Below are 13,411 nucleotides of genomic sequence, written 5' to 3'. Positions count from 1 at the left end.
TTTACTTCACCAGTAGATGTTGACGGTCGAGAACGTTCGTAATATGGCGGAACCAGTGCTCGGAAATTCGAGCCTTTTCTTCATGCCAACCAATATAACCACGGCTTTCAAAGTAACGCAGAATGCCGGTTATCTCTGCCGTGCTCAGCTGTGTACATTCAGACAATACTTCCGGAGAAGCGATTTCCAGTTGTACGATAGAACGAAGTACAGCCAGCATAGGTTTCGGCATATTTTCCAGCTCCTGGGCTTCAGGAACATGGAACAGACGCACCACTGCTTGATCTGTCTCTTTGTTTCGGTTCAAAGAGAGTCGGAAGAAACGCAGCGCAACGGTAGGGTTGCCATCAGAATAGTGCCACAAAATTCGATAGAAACCTTGGCGTGCACGTTCTTCTTCACTCATATCATCTTGGTCCCATTGCTTAGGGACTACTAAACCATCAAAAGACAACGGCTTCTCAAGCTCCGTATTGATACGGCTATTTAGAAGTTCACCCACTTGTTTCTCTGTCCAACGCGGAAGGAAACACACCAAGTCAAACAGCAAACGTTCGCCACGCGCTCTATCCACAAATCGCCAGCTTGATTTGGCGATCGATATCACGACACGGTGGTTCTTTTTAGAACGACGCAGAAGGTTGGTTAAACGTATCAGATCAGACAAGCCGCCAACCATTGGCTTAACTAGACGTTGTGCATTATCGATCGCAATCAAGTACGTGGTCTTGCTTTTACGAAGGTGAGCCAAGATCTGAATCTCAGTCGCTTTCTCTTCCAAGCCGATGCTCACCGCTAGATGCGCTAACAGCTCTTGATAACCAGCGTAAGGGCAACTTACGTAGACAGGTTCAGCGTTAGAGACTTTGTGCAGCAGGGTATAAAGCAGCGTTGTTGCGCCCACACCACGTTCACCTGAAACAATACAGATAGCAGGGCTGTCTGACATCAAGTAGCGAGACAGTTGCTTAACCTCATCACCGGCGTAATCAATCAGCGTGCTGTCGATATTACCCGGAAGAATGTATTCATAGGTTTGATCGCCTTTGATTCGAACCAAGTTTTGCTGATTCTTGTCAAGGTCAGACTGCTTAGCCACTTCAATTCTAAACAGGTACGCCAAAGCTTGGCTAAACAGTGTGTAATTAGACAGTAAGGCCATGATGCGGTGTTGGAAGTTGTAAACACTCAACCATACGATGCCAATGGCCGTCGCCAATATATTAAGTAAGAAGGTATCCTTGCGGTTTACTGCCCAGTTCACCCATACCGGGCGATCAGAGATGTGTTGCAACGTATTGAAGACCTTCGCTCTCCATAGTCTGAGAACTGAGATCGTGACCAGCACAAACCAGAAAAACAGAGCGCTGTAAATCCAGCTGTAAATCGTACCTTTGCCTAGCGTGATACTCGATATTTGCAAAGTCACACCCGCAACGATGAAACTCCACACGTAACGACGAATAGTCGATAGACGTAGTACTATCACTTCTTGATTTGATGTACGACCTAAACGGTAGGCAAATTCCAAAATAAAGCTGATGGCAATCGAACCACCTAGAATCCACCAAGTGAAGATCTCCAGGAAAATCAAATGTTGAAGACTAGGGATACTAGAAAGCACTCTCAATGACAATGTGATGGCAATTAGCCAAGCAATCGCACGATCAGCGCGGCTGATATACCAAATCACGCGAACCAGAAAAGGAGGGTTCGTTTTCGCTTCAAGAAAGTTAATTCGAAACAGTTCAATCAAGCGGGTGCTGTTGGCAAGCCACCACACTAAACCGAAGTAGATGAATAACACTTTTAGTGAGGCACCAATCACTGGCACTGGCGAAATAAAGATGTCTTTAACGAGCGCTTTAAAGCTACGAATTTGGAAGTAAACAAGATACTCAATGTTGAGCTTGGTTAATTCCCACTCTTGCTTAAATTGAGTTACGCCGTAGGGGCCAAAACCCGTTAGGCGCTCTTTATTAGCGGAATTCGTCTGCTCTAACAGGTGTTGCTTGCTCACATTCAAGCTATTCAAAGTGACGTAACTGGTTTGAACGGCAAACCATTGATCGGCGTCGTTGTTCGCTCTGTAGGCTTTTATCTGTTGCTCGAAGGTTTTGATTTCCTGCTTTTGAACTTGTAGCACTTCAGCGAGCAATATATTGACTTGGCGTCTGTCCGACGGTTCCATAAAGAGGGGGTCGGGTAACGAATCAATTCGATCATCGAGATCAACAGCAGAATCGGATACCTGCGGCTGAGATTGTAAGTCATATTCCAAGTTGGCATGACTAGGCCAAGAGAGAATGGCCAAAGTGAGGATTAAGAAGCGCGATAGTGAACGCATAAAAGTCTCTTAGAATTATGAGGTTAGGATTACTATAGTTAGATAATCTGACTTTGTGAAATCCAACCCCGTGTCGGGGGCGAGTACTTTATTCCTGTTTCGAGCGATTTTGTCATGAAATTGTCAGGGATTAGGCTAGTATTTGAGCATCTTTATTATGTCTTCTGTTGCGTTGATCGGGTTGGCTTTTACTGTGACCAATCAGCATACGATATATTCAATGGTTGGCATGATTTGGGACGTTATATACCGCCCATTATGGTGCGCTGTTCGATATTTTGTTTTTCCTTAAAATCGACGGTTTTACGGCGATAAATAGAAAACCAAAAATGTGAGTCAGTTCAAACTATGATTTGGCTAGGTTATCACTCACTTAATGGCCAGTAATTGCAATCAATACTTGCAGTTAAAGCCCTGAACAAGTAACGTTGCGGCGTTTTTCACATTAAAAAGGTAATGGCATTGATCTCCACAGCAAATATCACCCAACAATTCGGCGCTAAGCCACTTTTCGAAAATATTTCAGTTAAGTTCGGCGAAGGCAACCGCTACGGTTTAATCGGCGCGAATGGCTGTGGTAAATCGACGTTCATGAAGATCCTATCTGGTGAACTTGAGCCAAGTGCTGGTAACGTAAGCTACGATCCAAACGAGCGCGTTGCTAAGCTAAACCAAGACCAGTTTGCTTACGAAGAATTCACGGTAATCGACACGGTTATCATGGGTCACAAAGAGCTTTGGGCTATTAAGCAAGAGCGTGACCGCATTTACTCTTTGCCAGAAATGAGCGAAGAAGACGGCATGAAAGTGGCTGACCTTGAAGTTCAGTTCGCTGAAATGGACGGTTACATGGCAGAAGCTAAAGCTGGTGAGCTTCTTCTAGCGGTAGGTATTGAAGAATCAATGCACTTCGGTCTGATGAGCGAAGTAGCACCGGGTTGGAAACTTCGTGTTCTATTGTCTCAAGTACTGTTTGCAGACCCGCATATCATGCTTCTTGACGAACCAACGAACAACCTGGACATGGACACCATCAAGTGGTTGGAAGACACGCTAAACCAACGTAACTGCACAATGATCATCATTTCGCACGACCGTCACTTCCTAAACTCTGTTTGTACACACATGGCTGACCTTGATTACGGCGAACTTCGTCTATTCCCAGGTAACTACGATGAGTACATGACGGCTGCGACTCAAGCTCGTGAGCGTCTACTGTCTGACAACGCTAAGAAGAAAGCACAAATTGCTGAACTTCAAACGTTCGTATCTCGTTTCTCTGCTAACGCATCTAAAGCGAAGCAAGCAACGTCACGTGCTAAGCAGATCGATAAGATCCAACTAGACGAAGTTAAAGCGTCTAGCCGTCAAAACCCATTCATCCGTTTCGAACAGTCTAAAGAGCTATTCCGTAACGCACTTGTGGTTGAAAACCTATCTCAAGGTTTTGAAGAAGACCTATACAACAAGTTCGACGGTATTTTCGAAGTAGGTGAGCGTGTTGCTATCATCGGTGAGAACGGTGTGGGTAAAACAACACTACTTAACACACTAGCTGGCGCTCTTGAGCCTCGCACAGGTGAGTACAAGTGGTCTGAAAACTCAAACATCGGTTACTACGCTCAAGATCACGCACACGATTTCGAGACAGACATGAACTTGTTTGATTGGATGAGCCAATGGCGCCAAGAAGGCGAAGACGAGCAAGTTGTTCGTGGCTTCCTAGGTCGTATGCTATTTGGTCAAGACGACATTAAGAAATCTGTAAAGGTTATCTCTGGTGGTGAGCAAGGTCGTATGCTTCTTGGTAAGATCATGATGCATAAACCAAACATCCTGCTAATGGATGAGCCAACAAACCACATGGATATGGAATCTATCGAAGCGCTTAACTTGGCTCTTGAGAACTACAAAGGCACATTGTTCTTCGTATCTCACGACCGTGTATTCGTAGACTCGCTTGCAACTCGTATCCTTGAAATCAAAGATGGCAAGATCAACGATTTCCGCGGTACTTACGCTGAGTTCTTGAAAGCACGCGGCTAAGCTTTAAGTTAGCCTTAGTTTTCAACTCTATGCGTTGGAAATTAAGCTATAAATTGAAAATTAAAAACGCCGTCATACTAAAAAGCATGACGACGTTTTTGTATCTAGCTAAGTTTCTATGTATTTATCCTTGATGGGTCACTAACTATTTACATCAGAACTTTACAATTAGAAGCGGTTAGTGAATCACCAATCAAACCTACGCTTTTTTCCGACTGCTGATTATTCACCTTTCACATCAAAGTCAATCTTGTCTGCACCCGTGAACACTTGGAAGCGCAAGCCTTTAGCACGAGCAATCGTTGTTATGCCGAACTTCTGCGCTAAATCTAAGCCCATTTGTGTAACGCCAGAGCGTGACAGTAGAACAGGGATTCCCATCTGCGCAACCTTAATCACCATCTCAGACGTTAAACGGCCTGTGGTGTAGAAGATCTTATCTTCACTTGTCTCTTTGTTAAGCCACATCTCACCAGCCAATGTATCAACGGCATTGTGTCGGCCAACATCTTCAACAAACGATAGAACCTTGTCGTCTTTGCAAACAGCACAGCCATGAACCGCACCCGCTTTCTTGTAGGTGTCGTTATAATGAGTCAGCGCTTCTAGAGCCGTATAGATTTCAGATTGCTTAATCTTGGTTTGAGGCACTTGGTAATCTTCCAATTGCTTCATCACGTTGCCATACATGGTACCTTGGCCACAGCCAGAGGTAACTGTCTTCTTCTTAAGCGCTTGCTCAAGTTGGCTTGTATCTTCTTTGGTGATAACCGCAGCAGAGCTGGTTTCCCAATCGATGATAATAGATTCAACCGCTTCCGGATCGGAAAGGAAGCTTTGGTTTTTCAAATAGCCTAATACTAATGACTCAGGACGAGAGCCCAATGTCATTAAGGTTACGATCTCTTTCCAGTTCAACATCACGGTAAGAGGGCGCTCACACGCGATCTGTTTCGTTAGCTTTTCGCCATATTCATCAAACACTTCAACTTCGATTGTCTGAAGAGGGTTCTCACTGGTTTTTATTATGTTTGGTTTTACCACAGTCATTTCCTACTTAATGAGATAGCGATTTTATGAGATAAGAAGTCAACAAGAGCAATAAGGCTCTCATTCATTAATGCGCTAGTTTGTTGATTCGCTATGGCCTAGATTTCGATTATCGTTCTCGAACATGCCATAGATCTGTGAATACATAGCTCTGTGAAGAACATTAGCGAATTAGCTAAAGCAAATCTTATTCCAAAATAACGGGGATTGATGGAAACATGAAGCATTAGATTAAAATAGCGCAAAATATGAGAGTTCACCGGGTGGAGTTGTCTGAAATAACCAGTATCGACTAACGTTATAGTGACAACTTGATAACGAACGCTATAGATACGCTCTCGCAGTTAATCCGTATTGGCGTGTTTATTGCTTTATGGGGTGTATATGAATGCACACAGTACAAAATGTCCTAAGTGCATTCAGACCAAAGAAAATCAATTGGGTGAAGTATGTCTGAGATAAAAGAATTCAAAGAACAATATGAAAAAACAGAAGCAGCTTGGCCAATCGGTGTCCAAAGAATAGAGAAAGAGATCAAAACTGGCATTTGGGTAACAACTCAATGGGAACTCATCGGTTTTGAATTATCACCTGAACATGAAACCCCAGACGTATGTTTGCTTCAGTTGCACAAAGACGAACGTACCGACTACCGCTTCAATCTAAGCTCTCAGCAACCTAAGCTATTCTTAGTTATGGATAATGTTGACTCCGGTAAACCTATTATTCAATTACTGACAGCATCACAAACAGTCGCAGGCCAATACATGGACGGAGATAACCAAGTATTGTCTTACGACATGCCATTGCCTGTACAAGCTTGGATGGAAGCATTCATCGGTCGTCATGGCGAGTTATTAGAAGCAAGACGTAAGAAACGTAAAGGCGCGGGTCGATCAAATGGCAACTAACTTTTTTAGCCGTTGGTCTCAACGAAAGCTTGATGAATCAACCGACCAACCTTTAGAAGCGCAACAAACGCTTGAGGAAACTGAGCTTACTTCCGCAAAGACTTCGTTTGCTGCTTCATCTATAGACGCAGAAACATCGGAGTCACTAGAACGTGGAACTTTGGAAAAAGAGTCTCCAGAACACGCTGTCGATTCTCAAACTATTGACTCTCAGGAGATAGCATCAGAAACGACTGAAGACTTGTCTGTTGCTCAATTATTGGTGTCAGAAGCTTCAGAAAGCGTAAAAAAAGCGGCATTGCGTAAATTATTCCTCTCAGAAGAATTCAACGTTCGTGATGGTTTAGATGATTACGACGACGATTACAGTAATTTGAAGTCTCTTTCTGAAGGGGTTGCGGAAACCTTGCGTGATTGGGTTAAAGACAAAACGGAAGAAGAAACTGCGCCAGAAGAAGAGCAAATCATTGATAATAAAGACGAAGGTGAAGTTTTAGAAAATTCTGAAAGCGATCTTGAGGTATCTGATAATAAACTTGAAACGTCAGAAAGTGCCGAAATAACCGAACAAGAAAAAGAACTGTATAAAAACACAGTATCGGATAATAACGCTACAATGTCAGACGAAGCAGACCTGAAAGAGGTGGGACAAAATATACCACACAAAGAATAGGTACATTTTGACTAAACACTCAATGAACCGCTTGCGACAAAATGTCCCAAGCGGTTTTTTTATACGCACAATAAACGTTATATAGGATTAAATCACTGAAATATAAGGCATATTAAATTGGCATGGCATTTGCAAAATAACGTTCATTATCAACTTTTTTGTAGATAGACGAGTTCACGGTCTGACGAACGACACACTGGCTAAAGGGTTAGTTGTTAACGGATTACTCAGCAAGTTCTCTCTCGCTTACTACAATAAAGGTTGAACAGATTATCCATGTCCAAAGATGGAACTGAGCAATGCTTAAACAATTATTAGAACAAGCAAATTCAAATAACGCTAAAGCAAGACTGTATGCATTTGAAAATACAGTTGAGTTAACAAATCTGATTCCACCTACTGTTAGCTACGAAAGCGGCGGTAATACACTTGTTATTGGTCCAACTGCGATCATTGAAAGTGCTGCGGCTCAATTACCTCAGTTAACAAGCCTAACACTGCTTTCGACAGATGGTGTGAAGGCAACGAATACTGAGTCAGAGCTTTACTACGCAAATGCTGTTCAGGTTTCAGGGTTCCTTGGTACGTTCGAAGTTCTAATCGAAAACAAAGGCCGAACCAATAACCTTGCAAAAGTAGCAATCAATCATGACTGTTTTGATGTGGTTTTGGACTTATGTCTGAATAGCTGCATGACTGAAGAAGTGCCTGTTCCTGGTTATTACCCAGTAGGTCGTGGTTATCCAAAACTGGCTGAAGCGTTAGAAGAAATTCCTACGTTAATGGGCGCGTTTGATAAGCCTAAGTTCTTCCGTTTGGACACAGACCTATGTGCACACAGTTCTCGTGGTGTTAAAGGTTGTGAGCGTTGTGTTGATGCTTGTCCTGCTGGTGCACTTTCAAGTGAAGGCTCAGATAAGACGGGTCATAAGATCGAGATTAACCCTTACCTATGTCAAGGCGTGGGTACTTGTGCAACGAGCTGTCCGACAGAAGCTATCTCTTACGCATTACCTAACCCTGACGATACTCAAAAATTCATTGAACGTACGCTAGCTAACTACGAGCAAGCGGGTGGTCTGGATCCAATCGTACTTATCTGTAGCTCACGTCATGAGACTTACAACGTGATGGCTCTTAAAGCGCTACCAGATAACGTGATTCCAATTGTCGTAGAAGAACTGCCATCTATTGGTATCGATACTTGGTTTGCAGCTTTAGTTAATGGCGCAACTCAGGTTCTGTTTGCCGCATCTCGCTTTATGCCAGAAACGATCATTCGTGTTCTGAATAACGAAGTAGGGATTGCTCAAGAACTACTAGATCAAATCGGTATTCCAAAAGAAACCATCGATATTCTGTACTTAGAATCTCTACGTGAATGTCCTCCAACACTTTGTGTGGATTCATTCGACCTTGCACTTGGCGATCTTCAAGGCAACAAGCGCCAACGTCTATTTACAGCACTTGATGCGATGTCTTCAGCTCGTATTCCTGTTGAAAATATTGTTGAGCTTCCGTCAAACGCACCTTACGGCAACGTTTCGTGTGATAGCAAAGATTGTACGTTATGTATGAGCTGTGTGGCTGTGTGTCCGACACGTGCACTTCATACCGACGGGGCTTCTCCATCACTTAAATTTGTAGAACAAGACTGTATTCAATGTGGCTTGTGTGAAAAGGCATGTCCTGAAAATGTTCTGACTCTTACGCCTCGTATGAACTGGGTAAAAGAAGAACGTCAAAAAGCAGTTGTGATTCATGAAGAGAAAGCTGCGGAATGTGTACGTTGCCATAAACCATTCGCACCTCAGTCTATGATTGACATGTTACAGAACAAGTTACGCGGTCACTCTCACTTTTCAGATGAAGCAGCGATTAATCGTATTGCTATGTGTGAAGACTGCCGTGTGGTGGATATGTTCGATTCAATGGCTCAAGACCCATTGAAACAATTGAAATACTAGGAGTTAGCCTTGGAAACGAATTTGGATCAGGCACAAGAACAGACACTAAGAACTGAGATCTATTTGGTTCTATCCGCACTGTTTCGCAGCGCACCTTCTGAAGAGGTGATCGACTTTCTAAAAACACTCGATATTGAAGCGTCTGAAAGCGCAATGCAAAAGGCTTGGATTGCCATTCAACAAGCGGCAACAGAATCAAACCGTGAAGCTCTTGAAGACGAATATCAAGATTTGTTCATCGGTATTGGGCGTGGAGAAGTCGTTCCATTTGGTTCTTGGCATCGCACTGGCGCCATGATGGAAAAACCATTGGCAGAGATTCGTCATGACTTAGAGCTTTTAGGCATTGAGCGTGACGATCAAGTGAAAGAGCCGGAAGATCATATCGCAGCACTGTGTGAAGTGATGGCGATGCTAACGGCTGAAGAAGAAGCACTGCAACAGGCGGTATTCAATAAGCACCTTGGCCCTTGGTTTAACTCTTTCACGCGTCAGCTTGAAGGGGCAGAAAGCGCGAACTTCTACAAATCGGCCGCTCAACTGTGTGAAGCATTCTTAACGTTAGAACAAGTGCGTTTTAGCGTGAATACAAAAAGCAGTAAGCACAAATTAAAGATTGATGTGAAAAACGTCACTGATTACGAGTAATCGAGCAGTACGCGATTATATCGATAGAGGGGCATTAAGCCTCCAAAAAAAGATCTACCGTAAGGTAAGGAAGCAATGATGAAAGATAATAAAGATATAAATACAAGCCGTAGGGATCTACTCAAAGGCTTGACGACTGCAGCCGTTGCTGGTGCCGTTGTCGCTGGTACAACTAAAGTGGCAACCGCTTCAGAAACTGTTGAAATTTCGACAGAAGACGTGAAGAAGACAGGGTATCGTGAGACGCAACACATTCGCGATTACTACGACACACTTTAGGAGATAACGGATGAAACTTGTCAAACGCTCCGATAGTGTGAGCAAAGAAACCAATCAGCTAGGTGTGTCTCGACGTGCCTTCATGAAAAACACTTCATTAGCTGCTGGTGGCGCAGTGGTAGGCGCAAGTCTATTTGCACCAGGTATGATGAAGAAAGCACAGGCTAAATCAGTCGATCCAGAATCGAAAACAGAAGTGAAACGTACTATCTGTTCTCACTGTTCTGTGGGTTGTGGTATCTACGCTGAAGTTCAAAATGGCGTATGGACAGGTCAAGAGCCGGCATTCGATCACCCATTCAACGCTGGTGGACACTGTGCGAAAGGTGCAGCACTTCGTGAGCACGGCCACGGTGAACGTCGTCTTAAGTACCCAATGAAATTGGAAGGCGGTAAGTGGAAGAAGCTTTCTTGGGAACAAGCGATTGAAGAGATCGGTAACAAAGCGCTAGAACTTCGTAAAGAGTCTGGCCCTGATTCAGTTTACTTCCTAGGTAGTGCGAAACACAGTAACGAGCAAGCTTATGCATTCCGTAAGATGGCTTCGCTTTGGGGCACCAACAACGTTGACCACCAAGCACGTATTTGTCACTCAACCACAGTAGCCGGTGTTGCGAACACTTGGGGTTACGGTGCAATGACAAACTCGTTCAATGACATGCACAACTGTAAATCGATGCTGTTCATTGGTTCAAACCCAGCAGAAGCTCACCCAGTAGCGATGCAACACATCTTGATCGCGAAAGAGAAGAACAACTGTAAGATCGTTGTTGCGGATCCTCGTCGTACGCGTACTGCTGCGAAATCAGATCACTACGTTTCTCTTCGTCCAGGTTCTGACGTTGCGTTTATCTGGGGTGTGTTATGGCACGTCTTTGCAAACCAATGGGAAGACAAAGAGTTCATTAAACAACGTGTATTCGGCATGGACGAGATCCGTGAAGAAGTCGCGAAGTGGAGCCCAGCTGAAGTTGAGCGCGTTACTGGCGTAAGTGAACAAGACGTATACCACACCGCGAAACTACTTTCTGAAAACCGTCCGGGTTGTATCGTTTGGTGTATGGGTGGTACTCAGCACACGACTGGTAACAACAACACACGCGCTTACTGTGTACTTGAGCTTGCGCTAGGCAACATCGGTAAATCAGGCGGCGGTGCAAACATCTTCCGTGGTCACGATAACGTACAGGGCGCAACTGACCTTGGCGTACTGTCAGACACACTTCCAGGCTACTACGGCTTGTCTGAAGGTTCTTGGCGTCACTGGTCAAAAGTTTGGGATATCGACTTTGACTGGGTGAAAGGCCGTTTCGACGACAACGCATACGGCGGTCAAAAACCAATGAACAGTGCAGGTATTCCTGTATCTCGTTGGGTTGATGGCGTACTTGAAGACAAAGACAAGATTCGCCAACGCGAAAACATCCGTGCCATGTTCTACTGGGGTCACGCGGTGAACTCTCAGACTCGTGGTCCAGAGATGAAAAAAGCGATGCAGAAGCTGGATATGATGGTTATTGTTGACCCATACCCAACGGTTGCAGCGGTAATGAATGATCGTACCGACGGCGTTTACCTGCTACCAGCAACGACTCAGTTTGAAACCTACGGCAGTGTAACGGCGTCAAACCGTTCTCTACAGTGGCGTGACAAGGTTGTTGATCCTCTATTCGAATCTAAACCTGACCACGAAATCATGTACCTGCTTTCTAAGAAGCTTGGTTTCTCTGATCAGCTGTTCAAAAACATCCGTGTTGAGAACAACCAACCACTGATTGAAGATATTACACGTGAATTCAACAAAGGTATGTGGACAATCGGCTACACAGGCCAAAGCCCTGAGCGTTTGAAAGAACACCAACAGAATTGGCACACATTCCACAAAACGTCTCTAGAAGCAGAAGGCGGTCCAGCAAATGGCGAGACTTACGGTCTACCTTGGCCATGTTGGGGCACACCAGAGATGAAACATCCGGGTACACACATCCTTTACGATACGTCTAAGACGGTTGCTGAAGGTGGTGGTAACTTCCGTACTCGTTTTGGTGTTGAGTTTGAAGGTCAAAGCCTACTGGCAGAAGACAGCTACTCGAAAGGCTGTGAGATCAAAGACGGCTACCCAGAGTTCAGTGACAAACTACTGAAACAACTGGGTTGGTGGGATGATCTAACTGCAGAAGAGAAAGCGGCTGCTGAAGGCAAAAACTGGAAGACTGACGTTTCAGGTGGTATCCAACGTGTGGCAATTAAACACGGCTGTATCCCATTTGGTAATGCGAAAGCACGTGCGATTGTTTGGACATTCCCAGACCGTGTACCACTGCACCGTGAGCCACTTTACACGCCACGTCGCGACCTAGTTGCTGATTACCCAACGTGGGACGACAAAGAAGCTATCTTCCGTGTTCCTACGCTTTACAAGTCGATTCAAGAGCAAGACAAATCTGGCGAATACCCGATTATCCTGACCTCTGGTCGTTTGGTTGAGTACGAAGGTGGTGGTGAAGAAACCCGTTCTAACCCTTGGCTAGCAGAACTACAGCAAGAGATGTTTGTTGAAGTGAACCCGAAAGATGCAAACGACATCGGCTTTAAAGACGGTGACGATGTTTGGGTTGAGGGTGCAGAGAAGGGCCGTATTAAGGTGAAAGCGATGGTTACACGTCGTGTGAAACCGGGTCTGGCATTCATCCCATTCCACTTCGGTGGTAAGTTCCAAGGCGAAGATTTGCGTTCTAAATACCCAGAAGGCACTGATCCTTACGTTATTGGTGAAGCTGCTAACACAGCAACCACATACGGTTACGACCCTGTCACGTTGATGCAGGAAACGAAAGTAACCCTTTGTAATATTCGTAAAGCGTAAGGAGTCTTAAAATGGCTAGAATGAAATTTCTTTGTGACACCAAGCGTTGTATCGAATGTAACGGTTGTGTCACTGCATGTAAGAATGAAAATGATGATGCTCTGGAATGGGGTATTCAACGTCGTCGCGTTGTGACACTGAACGATGGCGAACCAGGTGAAAACTCTATCTCAGTAGCGTGTATGCACTGTACTGATGCCCCTTGTATGGCAGTTTGCCCGGCAGACTGTTTTGAACATACGGAAGACGGCATCGTACTTCACAATAAAGATCTGTGTATCGGTTGTGGTTACTGCTTGTTTGCTTGTCCGTTTGGCGCACCTCAATTTCCTAAACAGGAAGCCTTTGGTGAGCGCGGTAAAATGGACAAATGTACCTTCTGTGCTGGCGGCCCAGAAACAGAGCCAGGTTCTGTGGAAGAACGTCAGAAGTACGGTGCGAACCGTATTGCTGAAGGCAAGCTACCAATGTGTGCTTCTTTATGTTCGACCAAAGCACTGCTAGCGGGTGATGCAGAGAAAGTCTCTGATGTATTCCGCCAGCGTGTTGTTGAACGTGGTGCGAAGGGTGCAGGCTGGACAGACGGCAATGACCTTTCTTACGATGCGATGAAGAGCTAGTTAG

General features: G+C 44.7%; 10 protein-coding genes. 8 read left to right on the top strand and 2 right to left on the bottom strand.

Annotated elements, in window-relative coordinates; all coding sequences use genetic code 11:
- Position 1: 1 nt before the first annotated feature.
- The gene (locus tag AB6E54_RS09400) at positions 2-2,347 is read right to left on the bottom strand and encodes an ATP-binding protein (RefSeq protein ID WP_372106285.1); all 2,346 of its coding nucleotides are present in this window, start codon (positions 2,345-2,347) and stop codon (positions 2-4) included.
- 462 nt (positions 2,348-2,809) lie between these two features.
- Between AB6E54_RS09400 and AB6E54_RS09395 the strand changes: the two genes are divergently transcribed.
- Positions 2,810-4,393, top strand: a complete 1,584-nt coding sequence (locus tag AB6E54_RS09395; protein ID WP_009846736.1) for an ABC-F family ATPase — start codon at positions 2,810-2,812, stop codon at positions 4,391-4,393.
- Between the two features lie 222 nt (positions 4,394-4,615).
- Here the strand turns inward: AB6E54_RS09395 and fdhD are convergent, their stop codons facing one another.
- Positions 4,616-5,437, bottom strand: a complete 822-nt coding sequence (gene fdhD / locus AB6E54_RS09390; RefSeq protein WP_372106286.1) for a formate dehydrogenase accessory sulfurtransferase FdhD — start codon at positions 5,435-5,437, stop codon at positions 4,616-4,618.
- Positions 5,438-5,892: 455 nt separating this feature from the next.
- On the opposite strand from fdhD, the gene AB6E54_RS09385 reads away from it, so the two are divergent.
- The 7 genes from AB6E54_RS09385 to fdh3B all read left to right on the top strand — a co-directional run bounded on the left by AB6E54_RS09385 (position 5,893) and on the right by fdh3B (position 13,407).
- Complete coding sequence (locus tag AB6E54_RS09385) at positions 5,893-6,354, top strand: DUF3305 domain-containing protein (protein ID WP_017059618.1); 462 nt, start codon at positions 5,893-5,895, stop codon at positions 6,352-6,354.
- Positions 6,344-7,027, top strand: a complete 684-nt coding sequence (locus AB6E54_RS09380; RefSeq protein WP_102333337.1) for a DUF3306 domain-containing protein — start codon at positions 6,344-6,346, stop codon at positions 7,025-7,027. The genes AB6E54_RS09385 and AB6E54_RS09380 overlap by 11 nt, the downstream gene beginning before the upstream one ends.
- A gap of 299 nt (positions 7,028-7,326) precedes the next feature.
- On the top strand, positions 7,327-8,994 hold the full coding sequence (locus AB6E54_RS09375) for a 4Fe-4S dicluster domain-containing protein (protein WP_372106287.1): 1,668 nt from the start codon (positions 7,327-7,329) through the stop codon (positions 8,992-8,994).
- Between the two features lie 9 nt (positions 8,995-9,003).
- Positions 9,004-9,642, top strand: a complete 639-nt coding sequence (locus AB6E54_RS09370) for a molecular chaperone (RefSeq protein WP_017059621.1) — start codon at positions 9,004-9,006, stop codon at positions 9,640-9,642.
- A gap of 78 nt (positions 9,643-9,720) precedes the next feature.
- A complete protein-coding gene (locus tag AB6E54_RS09365) occupies positions 9,721-9,921 on the top strand; it encodes a twin-arginine translocation signal domain-containing protein (RefSeq protein ID WP_371724615.1) in 201 nt (66 codons plus the stop codon).
- 10 nt (positions 9,922-9,931) lie between these two features.
- Positions 9,932-12,787 carry a formate dehydrogenase subunit alpha gene (locus AB6E54_RS09360; protein WP_372106288.1) on the top strand — a complete coding sequence of 952 codons (2,856 nt, stop codon included), beginning with the start codon at positions 9,932-9,934 and terminating at the stop codon, positions 12,785-12,787.
- An 11-nt stretch (positions 12,788-12,798) separates the two neighbouring features.
- A complete protein-coding gene (fdh3B, locus tag AB6E54_RS09355; protein WP_004733723.1) occupies positions 12,799-13,407 on the top strand; it encodes a formate dehydrogenase FDH3 subunit beta in 609 nt (202 codons plus the stop codon).
- Positions 13,408-13,411 lie beyond the last annotated feature (4 nt).

It is taken from the genome of Vibrio sp. 10N.247.311.49 (genome assembly GCF_041467655.1).
GTDB lineage: Bacteria > Pseudomonadota > Gammaproteobacteria > Enterobacterales > Vibrionaceae > Vibrio > Vibrio crassostreae_C.
Note: the sequence above shows the minus strand (reverse complement) of the source record. Positions and strands in the feature narration are given on the sequence as shown.

Bases quoted from the DNA above. Each gene is read 5' to 3' on its own strand.
- AB6E54_RS09365 (WP_371724615.1), top strand. From the start codon at position 9,721: ATGAAAGATAATAAAGATATAAATACAAGCCGTAGGGATCTACTCAAA.
- AB6E54_RS09380 (WP_102333337.1), top strand. From the start codon at position 6,344: ATGGCAACTAACTTTTTTAGCCGTTGGTCTCAACGAAAGCTTGATGAA.
- AB6E54_RS09400 (WP_372106285.1), bottom strand. From the start codon at position 2,347: ATGCGTTCACTATCGCGCTTCTTAATCCTCACTTTGGCCATTCTCTCT.
- AB6E54_RS09375 (WP_372106287.1), top strand. From the start codon at position 7,327: ATGCTTAAACAATTATTAGAACAAGCAAATTCAAATAACGCTAAAGCA.
- AB6E54_RS09385 (WP_017059618.1), top strand. From the start codon at position 5,893: ATGTCTGAGATAAAAGAATTCAAAGAACAATATGAAAAAACAGAAGCA.
- AB6E54_RS09360 (WP_372106288.1), top strand. From the start codon at position 9,932: ATGAAACTTGTCAAACGCTCCGATAGTGTGAGCAAAGAAACCAATCAG.
- fdh3B (WP_004733723.1), top strand. From the start codon at position 12,799: ATGGCTAGAATGAAATTTCTTTGTGACACCAAGCGTTGTATCGAATGT.